Below are 20324 nucleotides of genomic sequence, written 5' to 3'. Positions count from 1 at the left end.
CTAGAATGACTTAATTCGTTTAATATCGATAGCTTTTCTTCTGTACTATATTTTGAATTCCTATCCACAAAAAATGCCCTCCAAGTATATAAGATGAATTTTCTATTTCATCTGTATACTTAGAGGGCATTATAGCCTGCAGATTTATCCGATGTTATTTTTTGTTTTTGATTAATTTTATTTTTTATATGGAAAATGGGCCATCTCTGGCAGGCGGTTCCAGCGTACCGGGTACCCGGCTCCGTGGGCACAGAAGACCGAGTCTGGAGTGTTATCCAGGTCGGCTACCGGATCATATTTATGTAACGCGATGACTTCCTCGGCATTGTGACAGGGTTGGTAACCAGCGACGACACACTCCAGTTGTCCCTGACCGTGGGTATAGTTGCGGACTTTCTGGGCATAGTCACGCATCGTGGCCACCGGAGCTGTTCCAGTAATAACAGTAGTGCTGCCACTTTCTGTACCGAGTTGGAAGGTCCCCTTCATCTGCTGGATATCGTTGATTGCTCGGCCGACTTCTTCCTGGGGAATAGTCAATTGGAATTGATACCAGGGTTCTAGGAGTTGGCACTTCTCCTGAGCCCGGAGTTCCATTAGTCCCTGCCGTACTGCCCGCCAGGTAGCTTCACGGAAATCACCGCCAACCGAGTGAACGATACTGCCACGACCGCCAATCAGAGTGATTCGAACATCGGTCAGCGGAGCCCCGATTAGAACTCCGAGGTGCTCTTTGGCGGCCAGGCTAGTCATAGTCTGCTGCTGCCAGTTATGGTCAAGCACGTCGGTCTGGCACTTATCGACGAAAGTCAGACCGCTACCGGGATTGCCGGGTTCGAGTAGGAGGTGGACCTCGGCGTAGTGACGGAGCGGCTCAAAGTGGCCCACGCCTTCCGCCGATCCAGTAACCGTTTCTTTATATAGGATACGGCCCTGGTCAAAGCCCACTTCAAGCTGGAAACGATTGACCAAGAGCTGCTGAAGAACTTCCAGTTGGACCTCGCCCATTAGGTGGACATCGATTTCCTGAAGGTGAGGCGACCAGGTAACTGCCAATTGGGGATCTTCATCCTCTAGCTGACGCAATGCTGTCAAACAGGCATGGATATCATTACCTCGCGGGTCAACAGCATAGCTTAGAACTGGCTGAAAAGCCGCCTGACGCTGGTTGTCTTCTACCCCCAACCCTTGGCCAGGGTAGGTGGCATCAAGTCCGGTAATTGCACAAACTTTCCCCGCCGGCACGGTCTGGATAATAGAAAACTTGCTTCCGTTGTAGTCGCGGATCTGGTTGGCCTTTTGCCCGTCGATTAACTCAGCCTTGGCCTGGAGCTGACCCCCGGTAACCCGCAGCCAGGTTAGCCGATCATTTTTGTCATGGGAGATTTTGAACACCCGAGCGCCAAACTCGTGATGAGGTGTAAAGGGAACCGTCCACTTGGCCAGCCCGGTCAGGAGCTTGTCAACCCCGGTCAGCTTGAGAGCAGAGCCGGAGTAGCAAGGAAAGATCTTACGTTCACGAATCAAGCGCTGAATTGTGGCGGGAGCTAGTCGGTTGTTTTCAAGGTACTCGGTCAAAGCGATATCATCCTGGCTGGCGATGTCCTCAATCGCATCTGTACTGAGCGGATCATCAAACATTACACAGCCCGGTGAACATTCCTTCTGAAGATTGGCGAGGACTGCATACGGGTCGGCACCGATGCTATCCGTTTTGTTAAGGAAAACAAAGGTTGGTACGTGGTAGCGGGCCAAAAGCCGCCAAAGGGTCAGACTTGCTCCCGTCAGACCATTTGTGGCAGCTATTACCATGACAGCATAGTCAAGTACCTGCAGAACCTGCTCTGTCTGAGCAACAAAATCAATGTGGCCTGGAGTGTCTAAGAGGGTGATCTCCAGGTCATCATAGTGGAGCTGGGCCTCGTGGGTGAAGATGGTGATTCCCCGTTTTTTCTCCAGCTGGTCTGGGTCGAGGAAGGAATCCCCGTTGTCGACCCGACCAAATTTTCGGCGGGCGCCCGTCCGGTAAAGCAAGGCTTCAGATAGGGTGGTCTTACCAGCATCAACGGGCGCTACGATGCCCATCACGATATTCTTCACCGAACTATCCTCCTTTTACTTACTTTTTAATCTGGACAACGAGAACGTCACACCGGGCATTCCGGTTAACGTAGTTGGTGACTGAACCAACTACGAAACGCTCGAACCCGGATAGGCCGGTAGTTCCGATAACGATCAGGTCATTGTGGTGGTCCTTGGGAAATTCACGGGCGATGACTCGCTTGGGGTTACCAAAACGGATATGAATGCTAACATCCTTAACGCCGGCTTTCTCTGCCCGGGTCTTGAGGTCATTCATCCGCTCCTGAGTAGCGTGGACGGCGTCGTAGGTATCATCTTCGCTCAAGACGGCGTTGCTGTAGCCGTCGGTGATCTGATCAACTTGAGTAACGGTCAAAATATCGAGACTAGCATTATTACGGATGGCGCTGTCAATGGCAGCATCGAGTACCTGACTTGTGGCCTTGGAACCATCAATTGCAACTAGGATTTTATGGTATTGGAAATCGTCTGTCATTTTTAACACTCCTTATAATTTACTTATTTACTCTTATTATAATGTTTTTGGCCTGGTCCTAACATAATTATTCACGCATTTAAGACATATTTATTGAAAACGGTTACCAAGAGGAATACACTACAAACGTAACTTAATTGTCAATATGTTTTGAAGAAGAGGGGCAATACTATGCGTTATGTTTCAATGACTTCCCATAATATTGGGATGAACCTAGCAACAGAACAGTATTTGATGAATAATAAGGATTTCGGAGATGAGCCGCTGGTCCTATTCTATTACGAAGAGCCATGCATCATCGTCGGCCGGAATCAAAACACTGCCGAGGAGATCAACCAGGACTATGTCAAGGAACATAACATTCGGGTTACCCGGCGCCTGTCCGGTGGGGGAGCGGTCTATCAAGACCTGGGGAATCTCTGCTTCAGCTTCGTAGTCCCAAGTGATAGCGAAGAATTTGGCGACTTCAAGTCCTTTACCCAACCGATCGTCGATGTTCTCAGAAAGATGGGTGCTACGGGGGCCGAGGTCAGCGGCCGAAACGACATTTTAGTCGATGGTAAGAAGTTCTCCGGCAACGCCATGTATTCCCGAAACGGTAAGACCTTCTCTCACGGAACATTAATGCTCGACGTTGACTTGAGCGTGGTCGCTGACGCATTGCACGTTGCCAAGGACAAGATTGCCTCTAAGGGGATCAAATCCGTTCGGTCCCGGGTTACCAACCTACGTCCATATCTGAGTGCTGAATACAAGGACATTGACGTGCCAACCTTCCGTGATGACTTGATTAAGGGCCTCTTCCACGTTGACAGCCTGGAAGAGATTAAGGATAAGCAATACGTAGTTACGCCAGAAGACCAGAAGCAAATCGACAAGATCTATGAGCAGTACTACAATAACTGGGACTGGGTTTATGGTAAGAATCCCGAGTTCACGACCAAGCGACGGAAGCACTTTGATATGGGGACAATCGATGCCCGCTTAGATGTCAAAGATGGGGTGATCAAGAATATTAAATTCTTCGGTGACTTCTTTGGCCCTAAGGACGTCACGGAACTGGCTGATAAGCTCACGGGTGTCAAGTACAATCATGACGCCATCAAGCAGGCCCTAGATGAGGCAGGTACCCAGCAGTACATTACCGGGATCCCGACCGACCAGATTGCCGATCTCCTGGTATAATTGAGCTTTACATGAATATTTAGTAAAATAGGATCAAGACACGAAATGTGGCCATCCTATTTTTATTTGGCCAATAGAAAGCGAGTAATTACATGAAAAATTCTGAAAAGGTCATTATAGTGACGTCATTTGCTGCGGTGGTTGCCCTGGTCCTCGATGCCATCATGTTCCTCCAGCACGGCCACTCCCTGCTGGCCAGTAACGTTTGGCCTCGTCTGGCCCTTTTTATCGTCTTGGCAGTGATTGTCAACGCCCTGGCCTTGGTCAAGATGCGATTCTGCGGGTACGCCACTATCCTGGTAAACCTCTACTTTGCAATCGCTAGTCTAGCCACCTTTCAGACGGTGACACCGCGGACCAGTGCCTATGGTTTGATGATTGAGGCTCTGAGCATTATTGGGATCCTGCTTGGCGCTGCAGGTATCTACTACGGGGTTAAGCAACGGTCTGACTATACGAAGGCACGGATTGAGAAGTTGATGAAGAAGGCGAAGAATAAATGAAGTTAACAGTCGATGATTATCTCAAGATGATAGCTGACAACAAGGTTCAGACTGAAGATGCTGACAAGACGGCATCTCAGACTCAGCAGAAGAAGGCCCTGACGACGGCAGTTGAGTTCATGCAGGAACAACTCAACAAAGGCTATCTCGGCCAGTACCGGTTCAATGTCCGGATGAAAAAGGGCGATCCTGTCAACTTCCGATTAGAGAATAACCTGATCAATATACCGATGGATGAAGCTGAACGTCTGGATCCCAAGCTCCTTGACGAGGGCCCAACCTACCCGGTTAACCTTTATATGGTGCTGGAAAGCGATGATGTCAATAAGTCTGGGCTACGGATCGACGAATTAGCTAATGAAACTGACCAGGGACAGCCTGCCAGTGCCTTAGTGGATAAGCTTCAGCCCTGGCTAGCGGACCACTTGGCTGCCGTAATGGAGAACCGTGCCTAAGGTTTGCGTTTCTAGGCGAGATGTTATAGAATACAAGGTGCGATGAGTCGAGAGGTCTGGTAGCGACCCAAATTGCTGCCATTGCTTTTTCGATATGTGAGGCACGTTAACCCACCGGATTGTGGGGTGCCTGGTTGGTGACGAAGTGGACATCGTCGCCTGCCTGAGATAATATCAATACACGCTAAAGCGCGACACCATAATAGGTGTCGCGCTTTTTGTTATATTGATATTGTAGTTTTCTTAATCATCCTGAGAAAAACAAGGATTGAGGCTGACTGAATCAAATAGTTAGCTTGGATCAAGAAAAGCATTTCCTGGGAAATAAAACGGGGTGCGTCAGAACTAACTCATGGGTTCCTATAAAAAGAGGCCTTCAGCGTTCATATGCTGAAGGTCTCTTTTGTTTAGTATTAAGGACTGTTGCTTCAGTCCATTAATAACGCATTCCAGTGTACTTCTTACTGAGAACGATGATCAGAACGGTAGCCAGGATCCCGTAGACGGCGCCAACGTAGCCGAGGTGGTTCAGGGTGGTGAACTGAACCGCAGTCGAGGCAGTGAAAGAACCCAGGGAGATTCCAATATTGGCAAAGATTGAGTTTAACGATGAGGCGAGGTCAAGGGACTGCGGGTAGTCTTTTTCAGCGATGTCGAGGAACATCAGCTGAGTAGAGGATCCGTAACAGGAGAAGGCCACGCAGAGCAGGGCGACAACAATGATCGCCAGCCATTTGAAACTCAGCAGGGGACCAAAGGCAATGTAGAGAATGGTCATTGCAATGTAGATGCTCCCGAGCCGGTGGACGCCACCCCGATCAGCCAGGTAGCCACCGAACTTATTACCGATGATGAAGAAAATACCCATCCCGAAAAGCAACCAGTTCAGCCAGGTGTTATCAAAGCCCATCTCAGTGGTGATCAGTGGCCGGATATAGGTGTAGATAGTGTAATCAGCCGCACAGACTGCCACGATGAAGACCACGCCCAGCAGAACCCGGATATCTTTGAGGAGGCTGAACTGCTTATTGAGGGTGCTCTTGAACTGTGGGGTATCTCGTGGTACCAGCCAGATTAGACCGGCGAAGACAATGATGGTCAGTCCGGAAATCATCCAGAAACTATCGTGCCAGGAAAAAGTGGTACTGATGATGGTGCCGATCGGGATACCGATGACCGAAGCAATACTAAAACCAGCGAAGACCCAGGACACTAGACTGGCACGTTTCTCCCGTGGAGCGACGAAACTGGCCATCACCAGGACCATCGAGATGATTGCCCCGGCGACGGTGGCGGTCAAAATCCGTGAGAGAAGAAGAGAGTAGAAGTTAGTTGCCATGGCAGACCAGGTGTTGCCAACGAAGAAGACCAGCATCAAGAACAGCAAAACGTGGTGCCGGCGCCAACGGTTAGCAAATGAGGTGATAATTGGGGTGAAGATCGCATAGATCAGAGCGAAGACCGTTACCAGCAGCCCCAGTCGGGAGAGTGAATCATGGTATTCGTGAGCGATGTCGGGGAGAACCCCAACGATCATGTACTCGTTGCAGCCGAGCATGAAGGCAACGAAGACAAAGAGAATTGCTTGCAGACGATATTTCATAATTGCAACCGATCGACAGACAGTCCAGCCGTCGAATTTCCTTTCCAAAAGATTTCAAACTCATCATAGTTTAAACGAATTAGACCAATAATACCAGTAAAAAATGGTCAGGATCGTAAAAGCGTTTTGGGTCCTGACCATTATGATGATTTTGAAAATATTCTGTTAGCTAAACCAATTTATTTGACTAAGTAGATCTGTTCGTCAATCAGGTCAAATGAATGCAACTGTTGGTTGACTTTTTGGAGTTCTTTGTCCTGGCTGAGTTGGGCTTCCTGCCAGAATTTTTTGGAATTGGTAGCACCGTCCTTCTCGCCGATGACTAGGAACTTAATGTCCGGGTAGTCACGGCGGAGAAGTTGGAGAACGTCCCAGTCAGTCTCGCCCTTGTCTGGGGCCCAGGACATAATAACGTAGTCGACCTGGTCTCCATACTTCTTGATGGCGTTGATGGCGTCAAGTTTCTCAATCGCGGTGACAGGGTGCTTACCGGTTTCGTTTTCCTTAGTCCAGGCCTGGCTATCGGTGGTAAAGATCCGCTGATTAGAATTGTTATTACGTAATCCCTTAGAAATGTAACCATTGCCAGCCATGATCTCGAGGACCGGAGCCCCATTGAGATAATCGGCCAGGGCCTTGGCAAACGGTGCGTTGACATAAGACCACATTCCATAGGTGTTTTCAAGATAGTCTCGGAAGTTGCGTAGAGCCCGGTCTAGTTTCGGTAGGGCGGCACTATACCGGTTCCATAGCTGGTCGCCTCGTGGATCACCCTGGGGGTACTGACGATTGACCTGTTTGAAGATTGTGTCTTGGATATCGTCGGGCAGGAGGAGGGTCGGCAACGGTTGGGGAAGAAGGCCGTTCTTTAACAGGCGGTCGCTCTCTAGGGCGTTGTTGATCAGGTACTTAACCTCGGGAAAGTTGTCGAAGAGGTCGCGATCGTGGGTCAACTCGCTGATGTATGGATCCTGATGGACCGCCTGTTGGGCCTTTTTGACCCGTTTTTTGAGTTTTTTTAACTTCTTTGGATTCATGGTAGCTCCTTACTTTAGCTTAAGATCGAGTTGCTCCTGCTTACCGTAGAATTTATCAGTGTCATGTCGGTTGGTTCGCCCCTTGAGGTAGCCATCGATCAGTTGGAAGATCTCATAACGATCGTCGCTAGACAACACCGTGTTGTTAAACAGGAGGTCCTTGTTAGAAAAGAAAAGTTTGGCGAGGTCAAAGTCATTTCGGTCGGTCTTCCCCGTCAGGTAGTCAAGACTCACGTTGAAGAACTCGGCGAGCTTACGGGCCTCGATGTAGGATGGGGTCCGGATACCCCGCTCCCAGTTGCCAATCTGTGAGGCGGTGTTGGGCTTTTCTCCTGGTCCCAGGTGCTCGTTGAGGTGATTTGCTAATTCTTTTAGTGTAATTTTCTGGCCCTTACGTAAAGCGCGCAGTCTTTCTGGAAACATGTGCTCACTTCCTTACTGTATCACTATTATTTTACCATTGCCGACGCCGAATGACAGGGAAAACGGTATACAAAGTAACAGAAAGTGTGCTAAACTAATCGCATTATCTAAAAAAGCAACACGGGGTTAATTAAATTGAGCACAGCTGTAAAGAAAAAGAGTCATTATTTTAGAAACTGGCTGATTGGGATCATCAGTGTTATTGTGGTTGCCATGCTTATTGCGGGATACTATTTCTTCACAGTAGCAATGGTACCGAGTCACAAGGACTTCATCCACCAGTCGTCGTCGCGGATTAGTCGAAATGATCCGCTCTATCACCAGAAGATCTGGTTTCAACACGCTAAGAAGCAGCATTGGGTTATGGAATCGGCCCACAAGCACTACCAGCTCGTGGCCGATTATATTCCAGCTGCTCACGAGACCACCAAGAGTGTTATTGTCTTGCATGGCTTTATGGGCCGCAAGGAGGATATGGGCGCCTATGCGGCAATGTTCCACCAGCTGGGCTATAATGTTCTGCTTCCTGATGCTCGGGCACATGGCCAAAGTCAGGGTAAATACATCGGCTACGGCTGGCCTGAACGTTATGACGTCCGTAAGTGGGCCAACAAACTGATTACCAAGGATGGTACTCATAGCCAGATTGTCATCTTCGGAACTAGCATGGGTGGGGCCACCACGATGATGACCTGTGGAATAAAACTGCCCCACCAGGTCAAGGCATTCGTTGAGGACTGCGGATATACGAGTCTGAACGCCGAGTTGAACCATGAGGCAGGCAAGCTATACCATATTCCTACTGTCCTGCGTTATCCGCTGATTGCCATTCTGAGCGGGGTTAATCGTATTCAAAACGGCTTCTTCACTGGCGAAGCCGATTCACTAAAGATGCTGCACAACAATACCCGACCGATGTTATTTATCCACGGTAGCGAGGACACCTTCGTCCCAACGAAGATGGTCTACAAGAACTACGCCGCTACCCGAGGGCCCAAGCAGTTGTGGGTTGTACCAGGTGCCAAGCATGCGGATTCCTATGCTCATTGTCCACAGACCTACACGCACCATATTCAGGAATTTCTAGCGAAGTACGTGAAATAGGGGGGATTAAAGGATGATAACAATGATTTTAGTCCTGATAGTGGCGATCGAGCACCTGGGAATAATGTTCCTAGAGATGTTTGGTACACCAACCCAGCAGGCTCAGGCTTTCGACATGCCGCTGGAGTATGTTAAACAACGCCCGGCCCGTGTTGCCCTGGCAAACCAGGGAATCTATAACGGGATGCTGGGCGTCCTGCTGATCATCAGCTTCTGGCTTTTCCACGGGCCAGTCCTAGTTACTATTATCCGTCTATTACTAGGCTTTATCATCGTTGTGGCCCTGTACGGCGGACTGACGGCGACTCGGAAGATCTGGCTGGTTCAGCTGTTACCGGCCGTCATTGCCTTGTTGGTAACTTTGATATAAGGAATGTGGATACTGAGAAAAAATATTCTTCTCAGTATCCACATTTTTTGTCCTTAGAGCCGTGACTTGCTTAATCCAAGGATTGGGCATAGACAAGCTCGTCGGTCGAGATCTGCTCGTTGAGGGCGTTTGCTAACTCTTGTGAAAGCTGTCCGCTGGCTAAGCGTTCTTGGACGAAGCTGTGTTCCCACTGAAAGGCCTCAATGAAGAGTCCAGTAATAAGATCGGCATCGAGATCTTGTCCTTGGCTAAAGAGCTGAACTTGCTGGAGGTAAACCCGGCGAACCAGGGCAACTTCATTGGCGTTTTCGGTATTTTCAACGGACTGCAGGTAAGCTTCAACCTTTTTGGTGACAACTTTTAGGACCTTTAGGATTGCCTGACGCTGCTGCTTAACCGCCAAGAGGGGTTGCTGAGGGTCTACAGGTAGTTGGGGATTAGCAGCGAGGTGATGGTGGAGGTGCTTTCGGCGTAAGTGATGCCACTTGATTCGGTGCCACAGAAACTGGAAGTATTCCAGAAAACCGTGCTGATTATTCCGCAGGATCGAGTGACTGACGAATTGTGCGTAGAAATTAGCCTCGCGATCAGTGATAGCGTCTTCTCCATTTAAGCGATCCAGGGTTTGCATCTCAACCTTGTGTGCCCGGTTCATCAATTGATTATAGTATTGCTGATTGAACTGGTGGTACTGATTCATCTGAGTACTGAGCTGGTCGATTACGACTGCTTGTTCTCGGGAAGGCTTAGTCTGGGTGCGCAACTGATTGAGGGCATATTGAACGGTAGCAATAAGTTGTTGGCGGAATTCAGCCGGGGTGTAATTTTGCGTCTTAGCTGGCAGGAGCATTGGAAAACCGATTGCCCCGACTAAGAGACTAATCAGAATTACGATTGCTGCAATCAGGATCATCGAGTTCCGAAAGGCAAAGGCATGGTGATTAATCATCACTGGTAGTGAGAAGGCCAGCGACAGGGTGATCGTTCCGTGGATGCCGCCGATAGCCATTAAGACACTGTCACGGTTGAGACGGTCAGTCGTCGAGTCGATCTTGACCAGTCGAAAGCGGACCCAGCAGTAGCGTAGGAAGGTCATAATCAGGTAGAGAACTAGGGAGATAACGAACAACCGGCCCAGGTTAGCCAGGCTGGTACGTTTGAGGACCTGGGGCAGGAGGACACCGAGCAGAACGAAGACTAGCCCGTTTAAGGCGTCGCTGATAATCGTCCAGGTGGTGGTAGTGGCAATCTGAACCTTAGTGGAGGTCAGACGGAGCCGGTCGTAGAGAATACTATGAACGACTCCAGCCGCTACAACAGCCAGGATACCGGAAAAGTGGAGTTCTTCAGCTAACCAATAGATGACGATCGGCGTCATGACGTTAATTGGGATAACGATTGAGCTAATATCGACGTGGGACCGCATCAGATCAATCCGTAGTTTAATCAGGAGGCTACCAAGAATCCCCCCAAAGATGATTCCCCCAAAGAAGACGTAGATGAAGATCCATAGGCCGTGGCCAATCGAAAAGTCGCCAGATTGGTAGGCAGCCAGGGCGAGATCAAGGAGGACAATCCCGGAAGCATCATTGAAGAGCGACTCGTATTCCAGGGCGCCATTAACGTTTTCGGGGACCGACATACTCGCGGTGATCGACTTAACCGCTACTGCATCTGTTGGCGTGATGATTGCAGCAATCATGAAGGCCAGGGCAAAGGGAAAGGTCTGTGGCAGTGCTAGGTGCAAGACGGTACCAGCGATAATGACCGTTACCAGGGCCAGGACGACCGTGATTGATAGAATTGATCGAAAGTTGCGTGATAGGTAATGGAATGATTGGTTCTGCCCGTCGTTGAACATCAATGGTGCAATGATCACCATCATGAAGAGTTCGGGATGCATAGTGAAGTTGGTCGTCGGGGTGGGCAGGCTGGCCAGCAGGATCCCAGCAGTGATCTGATAAATCGAGAGCGGGACCTTCGGATAGATCAAATAAATGATGTTAGCCACGACGACTGTGGTCAGTAACAAAATAACCCCCAATAGTAAGTCCAATTGAAACACCACCTATAAAAAATGTTGGGGTATGGTTAATAGATCGGGCCGTTTTAGTATCGGTATTTTGACAACAAAAAATCGGGGTCAGAGTGCGTGTCTCCGGCCTCGATTTGATACGTACCTATTATTCCCGGCCCAGCAGCATTTTGACCGCCATTGCGATGTTGTAGATGAACAGTAGTAAGGCGATCAGCAGGGCGAAAGTCAAGAGAATCCCAAATAAAGCTCCGGCGTGGAGGGTTGCCTGGTAGAGAGAAGCGATGCTCAGCGTGAGAATTGCAAAAATAACGTAGATCAAGGGAAAAATCTGTGACCAGAAGGCCTTCCGGGCATTTTTACTGATAGTTGGGTCATCGCTGGCTCGGGCGACGATCCAAACGATTAATGGGAAGATCACCGGGAGAAATAGGATACTGAGGTAAGAAAGGGCGTTGACGATTCGCGTTGTGATATTACTCTGCATATTAGCCATCCTTTTTTCTTTTAATTATGCCTGATAAATCAAGGGAGTGCAATGATAAGCACCTGAAGGATGACCACCAGACCGGTGAATGTGAGCCAGTCGCGACTAGTCAGTGGAATACGATGAGCGCTGGTTCGGCCTTGGCCTTCAACGAAGCCGTGGCTCTCCATGGCCTGAGCTAACTGGTCAGCCCACTGACTGGCGGCTAAGATTGCTTTGAAGTACAGGCGTGGTGACCACCAGTGGAGAGTGACACCACGCATTTGGCCAGCGATCCGGATAATCCTGACTTCCTGGCGAATTCGTGGCAGAAGGTTGAGGGCGGCTAGGATTCCGTAGGCAAACTTACTCGGCAGGTGGCAGTTTTGTTCGAGGGAACGGACCAACTGCAGGGCGCTGGTGGTGCAGGAGATGGTTGCGCCGGTCATGACATAGACATAGAGTCGGGTTACCAGGACCCAGGCAAAGTGGATGTTGCGGTTGGGACTGAAGAAGGCAATGGTGACAAAGACCGCTACGGCTGGCACCAGGGTGATGACGACTAGCCAAGACAGCCGGCGCCAGCTGATATGGTGGTAGAGCAAGTTAGCCAGCGCCAGAGCAATGATCACTAAATTGCTATAGAGGTGGCTGGTGAAGGTTACCTCTATAGCAACGATGAGGACGAAGAACAGTTTCAAACTGGGATTCATGCTTTCACCCCCAAGTATGATAGCCGACCATCCGCTAGGTGGAGGTGGTAGTCGATTAGTTGGTTGAGTCCGGTCAGCTGGTGACTGATGATTAGAATGGTTTGGGGGAGAGCCCGCTGACAACGTCTGATTAAATCGAAGACGGTAGCCAGTGAGTTCTGGTCAAGCCCGGCGAAGGGTTCGTCAAGCAGGAGGACGGGATGTCCGATCATCAGCATGACCAATAGCTGGAGCTTCTTGCGCTGACCGCCACTAAGTGAGTAGACAACCCGGTCTTCCATCCCTGCTAGGTTAAAATTGCGGAGAACGGCTGTCAGGCGGTCATTAGTGAGTAAGGGTTGGCGGCGGTGTTTGGCGCTGAGAGTTAACTCTTCTCCCACCGTGACATTGAGAAACTGTTCATTAGTCTGTTGGAAGACGAGACCGACTTTCTGGTGATATTTCCCGGGTGATATTTTCTGGATGTCCGTTTCGTGATATTTAATTGTGCCCTGGTAAGGGATCAAACGGGTTAAAGTCCGAAAGAGAGTTGATTTGCCGACCCCATTAGCCCCAGTCAACAGGGTAATCTTATTTTGCACAATTGTCAGATCTGGAGCGGTGATCAGCTTGCGCTGGCCGCAACTGATGCTGACATGACTGAGGTGAATAATTGCGGGGGCCGTTGCTGCTGGTTGAGCTACTCGGATTGGTGTATGTGTCATCTTGTCTGCTTGCGCAATCAATACCCTTCCCTCAGCTGAGGTGAGAGCAGCGAGCTGCTGGTTTTCAAATCGGAAAATCTTAGGATTTAAGGCTGCATAACCGTGGCAGTCATGATCGGTAATAATGATGGTCCGGCCTGACTGGGCAGTCTGCCATTGCTGGAGTTGGTTAATTAGGAAACGACGATTGTCTTCGTCAATGGCAGCAAAGGGTTCGTCGAGTAGGAGAATATCCGGCGCCATTGCTACAACCACTGCCAGGGCCACCCGTTGTTGTTGACCGCCGGAGAGGGTAGAAATTGGTTGGTCGAGCAGGTTTCCAACCCGACCGAATTCACTAGCTGCCTGTAGTCTTATTGGTATCTGCTGGGGGGTCACCTGACAGTTTTCGAGGGTAAATTCGAGTTCGTGCCGGGGGGTATCCATAGCAAACTGCATGGCGGGGTCTTGGAAGAGCATTCCAATTCTGGTCGGATGATGATTAATCTGGGGCCGGATGATCTGCCCGGAGGTTACTTGTCCCCCGTATTTTGGCAGCAGACCGGCAATCAAGCGAAGAAGAGTGGATTTCCCACACCCGGATGGACCGGTGACCAGGATCGCATCACCTCTATTGATATTTATACTGAGGTTGCAGATGACGGGGTGTCGACGTTCAAATTGGAAGCTGAGCTGTTCAATCTTGATGGCTGTCATGGCTTACCTCCGAACGATATGTGCCCGAGTGAGCATGTTGATGATTAGCTTATTCAATACCCCAGCGAAGAGAAAAATTGAGATGAAACGGACGATAATCATAACCAGGAGCATTTGCCCGGCAAACTGGCTGTAGCCGTTACGGAACCAGTCCCAGGCAAAGGTGACGATGGTCGTTGAGATGGTGACTAGGATGATGGTTAACCAGTTATAGATCCGGTAACCGGTCAGGGTGAAGCCTAACTCGGTTCCGACACCCTGGACAGCACCAGAAATCAGGTTAGCTGCTCCCCACTGGTCACCGAGAAACATCTCAACAGTGGCACCGAGAAACTCACCGAGAAATGAAGCACCGGGCAGACGAAACATGAAGCCAGCGAGTGGTCCGGCCATGCACCAGACCCCCATAGTGATATCATTAGCCAGTGGACCGTAGCCAATCGGGGTCAATAGAAGAGTCAGGCCGTTATAGACGAATGCCGCCGCAAAATAGATAACACCGAAAATGATCCCAAGCAAAGCGAGCAGGATGATGTCGCGCAAGTGAAAACCTTTCTTCATAAGTAAAACTCCTTAGAAATAGATTGGATTAAGGCGGTCTTAAGGCAAATAAAAAAGCCACAATGAAGCTCATCGTGGGATACAGACTGTGTTAGCAATTGAAATTTACCGAATCTTCCTCCGCTGGTATTAGCCAGGTCAGGTTCAATGGGTATTATCTCAGCCAAATGGCACCCCAGACATCGTATTAATCTTATTGTTTATGATACATAAATTGCTCCGGAAGTTCAAATCAACAAAGGACGTGCAGAAAATTGGCGGAACGCGTACAATGGAAGCTGACTAAAAATAAAGGTTGAGGAAAAATGTCTGAATTAGTTTCAATTATCTTATTGATTATCATTGGGATCCTGGCCGGGATCACCAGTGCTGCTGCGGGTCTAGCCTCGTTGGTCTCGTATCCGTCGCTACTGGCGATGGGGCTGTCCCCAGTGATGGCCAACGTCACCAGCTGCTTTTCAACCGTCGCCAGCGGGTACAGCTCGGTAGTCGCCTCCGCCAAGGAACTTCGCAACAACCGCAGACAGATGTGGCTGATGATCCCGGTCGTCCTGACCGGAGCGATCATCGGTGCCCTTTTGCTCTTCGCCCTGCCCAGCAAGTGGTTCCAGGAACTGGTCCCGATCTGCATCGGTATTGCCGGGGTTATTCTGATTATGCCCCACCATCCTCGCCAGGCCCATGCAGAATTAGTGCAGAATAGTCGGATGTTTGGCCGGTCCCGCCTGCACCGCTTCCTGGCCTGGGTTGGGATCTTCATCGTTGGCATTTACTCTGGCTACTTCAATGCTGGGGCCGGGGTCATGATGCTGACCCTGCTGACGGTGGTCAACCGTCAACAATCCTTTGCCGTCAATAACGCCTTGAAGAATGTTGCCATGACGGCCACTAATACGATGGCAGCCATTATTTTCGCCATTGAGGCGGTTATCTACTGGCAATATGTCTTGCCCCTGTTCGTCGGTAATATCCTTGGTGGGATCCTCGGGCCGATCATCGTTCGACGCCTCCCCGGTCGATTGATGCAGATTATTGTGGGAAGTGGAGCCTTGATTCTGGCCGTATCCCTGGTCATTCGCAACATGATGTGAGGTGAGAACCATGCCAAGCCGCACCTTTCAGAACCTGAAGCACGAAAAGAAGCAGCGGGTCACCGATGCGCTGTTGACCGAGTTCAGCCAGCATAGCCTGCCGGACGCCGAGGTAGCCCGAATCATCAAGCAGGCGGATATTTCGCGCGGCGCCTTTTATAAGTACTTCACGGACCTGACCGACGCCTATCTTTACCTGTACGCGGCAGTGATGAATGAGATCCACGCACCAATTACCACTGGGGATCTGACCGCTCAGGACTATTATCAGATGGTGGCCGATTTTGTTGACCGGGTCCATCATAGTTCCTACTACGACTTTATTCGGCGCCATTTTCTAACCAATGAGGGAATCTTACCAGTACGGCGGACCGTTGAGCCGCGAGGAGATACCGAATGGGCCGTGATGGCCCTTTGTCATACCACCATCAATGAATGTCTCCAGGATCCCGCTGGCCAGGCAATGGCCTTAACTAGGTTGAAGAAGATTTTGGAAAGACTGCTGAACTAAAAAAACTGCCGAACCACTTAGATTCGGCAGCTTTTAGTTTAAGTAAGATTAGTGTTCTTTGAACAGGTTCGTTAAGTGGTCCATGAAGACCTTCAGGTAACGTTCCTTGTCGACGTTGATGGCAACCTTAACGTTAGGATTTGGATCATTCAGCTTGGAGTTGTCACCAATGATCCGAGCGTAGTAAGGACCTTCTTCGTAGACACACTTAACGAAGAGGCTCAGTGTGGTAACGAAGGATGGGTCAATCCCAACACCAACAGCTAGTGGGTCATGGATGGCACAACCATTCTTGTCGATGTCCAGGTTGTAGTAGGCGTCGATGTAGAAGTCGGTGATATCAGCGTAGGCCTTACCAGCCTTGGTGCCAAGGTCACGCCATTGTTGCGTTTCCTTCTTGGTCAGCAGGGTCCGCAGGGTAACGTCAAGGCCGACCATCGTCAGTGGCAGGTCAGACGTCAAGACTTCGTTAGCAGCCTTCGGGTCCTGGTTGATGTTGGCTTCTGCAACCGGGGTAACGTTTCCTTCAACCGTCAATGCCCCACCCATGAAGGTAACATTGCCAATCAGGTGGGCAATCTCTGGATCCTTCTTAAGAGCAGCGGCCAGGTTGGTCATTGGACCAGTTGGGATAATGATTAAGTCCTTGCCGTACTTGTGTGCGGCGTCGATGTAGAAGTCTACACCGGATTCTTCTTCGATGCTCCGACTTGGGGCAGGCAGTTGGACTTCACCGATACCGTTGTTTCCGTGGATGTCCTTGGAAACCTGCATAACGTCGAAGTGATCCGTTGTGCATGAGTGTGGTAAGCCCTTGAATACTGGAATATCAGTGTGACCGAGCAGTTCCAAGAGCTTCAAGCTGTTTTCAGCACAAACGTCGAGCAGGTTATTACCGTAGGAACTGACAATCCCGATTAAGTCAACATCTGGATCTGCTAGAGCGTAAGCGATCGCTAAAGCGTCGTCAACACCGGTATCCAGATCAAGAATCATTTTTCTTTTAGCCATATTAGTCCCTCCAAGATTAACTAAAAAATTACTATCTACGTTTTCTATAATAAATTAATTTTTTAGTAAACACAATAGGTAAAACGTTAAAGATGGTAGCGCTTCATTAAAAATTTAATTAAGTAAGAAAATGTTATAATGATTAAACAAAAAATAAGAAAGTGAGGTCCATATTAAATGACGGAGGATAGTTATGATGTAACCATTGTTGGTGGAGGCCCAGCGGGGATGTTTGCTGCGTTTTATTGCGGCCTGCATGAGCTTCGGGCCCAGTTAATTGAGAGCCTGCCACAATTAGGCGGCCAGGTTGCTGCTTTGTATCCGGAAAAACGGATCTGGGACGTTGCCGGGTTGCCAGGAGTTACTGGTCAGGAGTTGATTGATCACCTGAAGGACCAATTGGCAATTGCCCCGGTTGATCAGTTCCTTGGTGAGACCGTTGACGACGTGGTTAAAGAAGCCGACGGGACCTTCACCATTACATCAGCTCACCGGACTTCCCGCTCTAAGGCGGTCATCATTGCCCTAGGCAATGGGGCATTTACGCCGCGCAAGTTGGCTCTCGATGGTGCCGACCAACTGGAGGGGAACCGGCTGCACTACTTTGTTGGTCATAAGGATGCTTTTACTGGTCAGCGTGTGGCGGTACTAGGGGGTGGCGACTCGGCTATCGATATTGCCCTGATGCTGGAGCCGGTGGCCAAGGACGTCTACTTGATCCACCGGCGTAACGAATTTCGGGGACTGGAACACACCGTCAGCAAGTTAAAGGCGTCCCCCGTTCACTTGCTTACTCCCTACCTGCCCAAGAAGCTGACAACGGCAGAAGATGCGGTGACGATCGGCTTAAAGAAGATGCGTAGTGACGATGAGGAACAACTGACGGTCGACTCAATCGTGGTTAACTACGGCTTTACTTCCAATAACGCGGCTCTGACGAAGTGGTCGTTGAACTTGGCCAGTGAGCGTCATCTCCTGGCGGTTGATTCAACCATGCAGACCAGTATTCCCGGAGTCTATGCTATCGGTGACGGGGTAACCTATCCAGGGAAGACAGCATTGATTGCCGCGGCTTTTGGGGAAGCGCCGACAGCGGTGACTGCCCTAGCCAAGCAGCTCTACCCGAAGAAACGACTGGCGGTCCATTCCTCATCAATGCATATTAAACGAAAGTAACAACAGTGATAATCTTGGTTAAACGAGGTTAAAACTTTATATTTTAAAAACATGTAGGATGAGATTGACTTTCTAGACGTTTCTGTTATTCTATCGTTAATTTAATTTTCTAATTAAGTTTTAACTGTATAAAGGGGCAAGAGGATGAGTCATCAATCATTACAACAAGTATTAATTATTAGCGTCATTATCATTCAATGATCTGGGCGCTAATTGATGCTGCCCAGGTATTATATCTGGGCGGTGATGATGACCATACTTGAAAACGGTCAACAGCTGCCAAAGCTGTTGGCCGTTTTTCTTTTGCTTCTGTTGTTGGTGAGGGTTTAGTTATGAGGTGAGATAGATGGGAACACTTAATTTTTCTTTTGATGCTGATAAACTGCAGAAACGCAGCGACGAGATTACCAAGGGCGTTAACCGGGCACCGGGCCGCAGCCTCCTGTATGCCACGGGGCGTATCAGACGACCCGAAGACATGGACAAACCATTCATTGCTATCTGCAACTCTTACATTGAGATTGTTACTGGGCATGTCCACCTGCGTGAGCTGGCGGATATTGCCAAGGAGGAGATTCGTAAGGCGGGTGGGGTGCCATTTGAATTCAACACGATCGGAGTTGATGACGGAATCGCAATGGGGCACATTGGAATGCGTTACTCGCTTCCTAGCCGTGAGCTAATTGCCGATGCCGCTGAAACAGTCATTAACGCCCACTGGTTTGATGGGGTGCTATTCATGCCTAACTGTGACAAGATCACCCCGGGGATGCTGATGGCGGCCGCTCGTACCAATGTTCCAGCGGTCTTTGTTTCAGGTGGTCCGATGAAGGCAGGGCTAGACCCCAACGGAAAAGCGATCACCCTTTCTAATATGTTTGAGGCGGTAGGGGCCTTCAAGGACGGCAAGATCTCCAAGGAAGATTTCCTAGAGATGGAGCAAAACGCGTGTCCGACTTGTGGATCGTGTGCCGGAATGTTTACAGCTAATTCCATGAACTGCTTGATGGAAGCTTTGGGGATGGCATTGCCGTTTAATGGAACCGCCTTGGCTGTCTCAGCACAACGCCGCGAACTAGTCCGTCAGGCGGCCCGTCAAGTAGTTAAGCTTGTTAAGCGGGGGTTGAAGCCACGAGAAATCATGACTAAGGACGCCTTTGACGATATTTATGCCACTGATATGGCAATGGGGGGATCTACCAACACCGTTTTGCACGGTCTAGCCATTGCCCACGAGGCCGGGATCGAATATACCGAGCAAGATATCAATCAAATTGCGGAACGGACGCCGCACATTGCCAAAATTGCGCCGTCTTCCCACTGGACAATGGAGGATGTCCACAACGCTGGAGGGATGCCGGCCATTATGAATGAACTGATTGAGATGGGGAATGGGGTCTTCCATCCTGATCGGCCGAGTGTCACTGGTAAGACGATCCGGGAGAACGTTGCTGGCTGTTATTCGCAAAATAAGGAAGTAATCCGTCCAGTTGCCAAGGCGTATTCATCGGTAGGCGGTTTGGCGGTGTTGTACGGTAATATTGCCAAAAAAGGCGCAGTTATTAAGTCCGCAGGGGTTGACCCCGCTATCAAGGAGTTTGTCGGTAAAGCGGTCTGCTTTGACTCTCATGATGCCGCCGTTGAAGGAATCGATGATGGAACCGTTAAGAAAGGCGATGTTGTTGTCATTCGTTATGAGGGACCAAAAGGCGGACCGGGGATGCCCGAGATGCTGAATCCAACATCCGATATCATTGGTCGGGGACTAGACAAGGACGTGGCCTTGATCACGGACGGCCGCTTTTCCGGTGCTACTCACGGTATCTGTATTGGGCATGTTTCCCCGGAAGCTGCCTCGGGTGGTGAAATTGCCCTCATCAAAGACGGGGACCGTATCCATATTGATTTAATCAAGCGGACAATTAATCTGCTGGTATCTGATGAGGAACTTGAGCACCGTCGTCGGAAGCTGCCGCCATTCAAGCCTAAGGTTAAACAGGGGTATTTAGCTCGTTACCAGGCCCTGGTAACTTCAGCAGATACCGGTGGCGTGATGGTCGGTTATGATCAGCTGCTCAAGGTGGCTAATGAATTGAAGTAGG

The 20324-nt window shown here is 49.7% G+C and carries 20 protein-coding genes and 1 riboswitch; of the genes, 9 read left to right on the top strand and 11 right to left on the bottom strand.

The window, feature by feature from the left end:
* Positions 1-177: 177 nt before the first annotated feature.
* Together CK797_RS06450 and CK797_RS06445 are read right to left on the bottom strand one after the other, a co-directional pair.
* A complete protein-coding gene (locus CK797_RS06450; RefSeq protein ID WP_104688939.1) occupies positions 178-2100 on the bottom strand; it encodes an elongation factor G in 1923 nt (640 codons plus the stop codon).
* A gap of 19 nt (positions 2101-2119) precedes the next feature.
* The gene (locus CK797_RS06445) at positions 2120-2578 is read right to left on the bottom strand and encodes a universal stress protein (protein ID WP_104688938.1); all 459 of its coding nucleotides are present in this window, start codon (positions 2576-2578) and stop codon (positions 2120-2122) included.
* A 171-nt stretch (positions 2579-2749) separates the two neighbouring features.
* Here CK797_RS06445 and CK797_RS06440 point away from each other — a divergent pair, with 171 nt between their 5' ends.
* From CK797_RS06440 to CK797_RS06430, 3 genes are all read left to right on the top strand, one after another.
* Positions 2750-3763, top strand: coding sequence for a lipoate--protein ligase (locus CK797_RS06440; protein ID WP_104688937.1), 1014 nt, complete (start codon positions 2750-2752; stop codon positions 3761-3763).
* A gap of 92 nt (positions 3764-3855) precedes the next feature.
* Positions 3856-4266, top strand: coding sequence for a hypothetical protein (locus CK797_RS06435; protein WP_104688936.1), 411 nt, complete (start codon positions 3856-3858; stop codon positions 4264-4266).
* Positions 4263-4721, top strand: a complete 459-nt coding sequence (locus tag CK797_RS06430; protein WP_104688935.1) for a hypothetical protein — start codon at positions 4263-4265, stop codon at positions 4719-4721. The genes CK797_RS06435 and CK797_RS06430 overlap by 4 nt, the downstream gene beginning before the upstream one ends.
* Positions 4722-5157: 436 nt before the next feature.
* Here the strand turns inward: CK797_RS06430 and CK797_RS06425 are convergent, their stop codons facing one another.
* The 3 genes from CK797_RS06425 to CK797_RS06415 form a co-directional block, all read right to left on the bottom strand.
* Positions 5158-6324: an MFS transporter gene (locus CK797_RS06425; RefSeq protein ID WP_104688943.1), complete on the bottom strand. Its 1167-nt coding sequence runs from the start codon at positions 6322-6324 to the stop codon at positions 5158-5160.
* A gap of 179 nt (positions 6325-6503) precedes the next feature.
* The gene (locus tag CK797_RS06420; protein ID WP_104688934.1) at positions 6504-7361 is read right to left on the bottom strand and encodes an SAM-dependent methyltransferase; all 858 of its coding nucleotides are present in this window, start codon (positions 7359-7361) and stop codon (positions 6504-6506) included.
* 9 nt (positions 7362-7370) lie between these two features.
* On the bottom strand, positions 7371-7784 hold the full coding sequence (locus CK797_RS06415; protein ID WP_057806894.1) for a helix-turn-helix domain-containing protein: 414 nt from the start codon (positions 7782-7784) through the stop codon (positions 7371-7373).
* A gap of 135 nt (positions 7785-7919) precedes the next feature.
* Between CK797_RS06415 and CK797_RS06410 the strand changes: the two genes are divergently transcribed.
* Both CK797_RS06410 and CK797_RS06405 read left to right on the top strand, forming a co-directional pair.
* Positions 7920-8888: an alpha/beta hydrolase gene (locus CK797_RS06410; protein WP_318531295.1), complete on the top strand. Its 969-nt coding sequence runs from the start codon at positions 7920-7922 to the stop codon at positions 8886-8888.
* A 13-nt stretch (positions 8889-8901) separates the two neighbouring features.
* Positions 8902-9258, top strand: a complete 357-nt coding sequence (locus tag CK797_RS06405) for a DUF1304 domain-containing protein (RefSeq protein WP_104688933.1) — start codon at positions 8902-8904, stop codon at positions 9256-9258.
* Between the two features lie 70 nt (positions 9259-9328).
* On the opposite strand, the gene CK797_RS06400 is transcribed toward CK797_RS06405, so the two are convergent.
* The 5 genes from CK797_RS06400 to CK797_RS06380 form a co-directional block, all read right to left on the bottom strand.
* Positions 9329-11314, bottom strand: a complete 1986-nt coding sequence (locus CK797_RS06400) for a cation:proton antiporter (protein WP_104688932.1) — start codon at positions 11312-11314, stop codon at positions 9329-9331.
* Positions 11315-11441: 127 nt separating this feature from the next.
* The gene (locus tag CK797_RS06395; protein ID WP_104688931.1) at positions 11442-11780 is read right to left on the bottom strand and encodes a DUF4870 domain-containing protein; all 339 of its coding nucleotides are present in this window, start codon (positions 11778-11780) and stop codon (positions 11442-11444) included.
* A 38-nt stretch (positions 11781-11818) separates the two neighbouring features.
* A complete protein-coding gene (locus tag CK797_RS06390) occupies positions 11819-12472 on the bottom strand; it encodes an energy-coupling factor transporter transmembrane component T family protein (RefSeq protein ID WP_104688930.1) in 654 nt (217 codons plus the stop codon).
* The gene (locus CK797_RS06385; protein ID WP_104688929.1) at positions 12469-13872 is read right to left on the bottom strand and encodes an ATP-binding cassette domain-containing protein; all 1404 of its coding nucleotides are present in this window, start codon (positions 13870-13872) and stop codon (positions 12469-12471) included. Before CK797_RS06385 ends, CK797_RS06390 begins: the two co-directional genes overlap by 4 nt.
* A gap of 3 nt (positions 13873-13875) precedes the next feature.
* Positions 13876-14433 (bottom strand): ECF transporter S component, encoded by a 558-nt coding sequence (locus tag CK797_RS06380; RefSeq protein ID WP_104688928.1) that lies wholly within the window; start codon positions 14431-14433, stop codon positions 13876-13878.
* A 98-nt stretch (positions 14434-14531) separates the two neighbouring features.
* Positions 14532-14621, bottom strand: a riboswitch (TPP riboswitch).
* 117 nt (positions 14622-14738) lie between these two features.
* Here CK797_RS06380 and CK797_RS06375 point away from each other — a divergent pair.
* Both CK797_RS06375 and CK797_RS06370 read left to right on the top strand, forming a co-directional pair.
* Complete coding sequence (locus CK797_RS06375; RefSeq protein ID WP_104688927.1) at positions 14739-15524, top strand: sulfite exporter TauE/SafE family protein; 786 nt, start codon at positions 14739-14741, stop codon at positions 15522-15524.
* Positions 15525-15534: 10 nt separating this feature from the next.
* Positions 15535-16035: a TetR/AcrR family transcriptional regulator gene (locus CK797_RS06370; RefSeq protein WP_104688926.1), complete on the top strand. Its 501-nt coding sequence runs from the start codon at positions 15535-15537 to the stop codon at positions 16033-16035.
* Positions 16036-16083: 48 nt separating this feature from the next.
* Here CK797_RS06370 and CK797_RS06365 read toward each other — a convergent pair whose 3' ends face one another.
* Positions 16084-17046, bottom strand: a complete 963-nt coding sequence (locus CK797_RS06365) for a nucleoside hydrolase (RefSeq protein ID WP_104688925.1) — start codon at positions 17044-17046, stop codon at positions 16084-16086.
* A 177-nt stretch (positions 17047-17223) separates the two neighbouring features.
* Here CK797_RS06365 and CK797_RS06360 point away from each other — a divergent pair, with 177 nt between their 5' ends.
* Together CK797_RS06360 and ilvD are read left to right on the top strand one after the other, a co-directional pair.
* Positions 17224-18222: an NAD(P)/FAD-dependent oxidoreductase gene (locus tag CK797_RS06360; protein WP_104688924.1), complete on the top strand. Its 999-nt coding sequence runs from the start codon at positions 17224-17226 to the stop codon at positions 18220-18222.
* Between the two features lie 346 nt (positions 18223-18568).
* Positions 18569-20323: a dihydroxy-acid dehydratase gene (gene ilvD / locus CK797_RS06355; protein ID WP_104688923.1), complete on the top strand. Its 1755-nt coding sequence runs from the start codon at positions 18569-18571 to the stop codon at positions 20321-20323.
* Position 20324 lies beyond the last annotated feature (1 nt).

It is taken from the genome of Limosilactobacillus pontis (assembly GCF_002940945.1).
Lineage (GTDB): Bacteria > Bacillota > Bacilli > Lactobacillales > Lactobacillaceae > Limosilactobacillus > Limosilactobacillus pontis_A.
This window is presented reverse-complemented; position numbering and strand designations above follow the sequence as displayed.

What these genes read in the sequence shown, in the direction of transcription:
- CK797_RS06445 (WP_104688938.1), bottom strand. Translation starts at nt 2,578, where the DNA reads ATGACAGACGATTTCCAATACCATAAAATCCTAGTTGCAATTGATGGT.
- CK797_RS06440 (WP_104688937.1), top strand. Translation starts at nt 2,750, where the DNA reads ATGCGTTATGTTTCAATGACTTCCCATAATATTGGGATGAACCTAGCA.
- CK797_RS06435 (WP_104688936.1), top strand. Translation starts at nt 3,856, where the DNA reads ATGAAAAATTCTGAAAAGGTCATTATAGTGACGTCATTTGCTGCGGTG.
- CK797_RS06430 (WP_104688935.1), top strand. Translation starts at nt 4,263, where the DNA reads ATGAAGTTAACAGTCGATGATTATCTCAAGATGATAGCTGACAACAAG.
- CK797_RS06425 (WP_104688943.1), bottom strand. Translation starts at nt 6,324, where the DNA reads ATGAAATATCGTCTGCAAGCAATTCTCTTTGTCTTCGTTGCCTTCATG.
- CK797_RS06420 (WP_104688934.1), bottom strand. Translation starts at nt 7,361, where the DNA reads ATGAATCCAAAGAAGTTAAAAAAACTCAAAAAACGGGTCAAAAAGGCC.
- CK797_RS06415 (WP_057806894.1), bottom strand. Translation starts at nt 7,784, where the DNA reads ATGTTTCCAGAAAGACTGCGCGCTTTACGTAAGGGCCAGAAAATTACA.
- CK797_RS06405 (WP_104688933.1), top strand. Translation starts at nt 8,902, where the DNA reads ATGATAACAATGATTTTAGTCCTGATAGTGGCGATCGAGCACCTGGGA.
- CK797_RS06395 (WP_104688931.1), bottom strand. Translation starts at nt 11,780, where the DNA reads ATGCAGAGTAATATCACAACGCGAATCGTCAACGCCCTTTCTTACCTC.
- CK797_RS06390 (WP_104688930.1), bottom strand. Translation starts at nt 12,472, where the DNA reads ATGAATCCCAGTTTGAAACTGTTCTTCGTCCTCATCGTTGCTATAGAG.
- CK797_RS06385 (WP_104688929.1), bottom strand. Translation starts at nt 13,872, where the DNA reads ATGACAGCCATCAAGATTGAACAGCTCAGCTTCCAATTTGAACGTCGA.
- CK797_RS06380 (WP_104688928.1), bottom strand. Translation starts at nt 14,433, where the DNA reads ATGAAGAAAGGTTTTCACTTGCGCGACATCATCCTGCTCGCTTTGCTT.
- CK797_RS06375 (WP_104688927.1), top strand. Translation starts at nt 14,739, where the DNA reads ATGTCTGAATTAGTTTCAATTATCTTATTGATTATCATTGGGATCCTG.
- CK797_RS06370 (WP_104688926.1), top strand. Translation starts at nt 15,535, where the DNA reads ATGCCAAGCCGCACCTTTCAGAACCTGAAGCACGAAAAGAAGCAGCGG.
- CK797_RS06365 (WP_104688925.1), bottom strand. Translation starts at nt 17,046, where the DNA reads ATGGCTAAAAGAAAAATGATTCTTGATCTGGATACCGGTGTTGACGAC.
- CK797_RS06360 (WP_104688924.1), top strand. Translation starts at nt 17,224, where the DNA reads ATGACGGAGGATAGTTATGATGTAACCATTGTTGGTGGAGGCCCAGCG.
- ilvD (WP_104688923.1), top strand. Translation starts at nt 18,569, where the DNA reads ATGGGAACACTTAATTTTTCTTTTGATGCTGATAAACTGCAGAAACGC.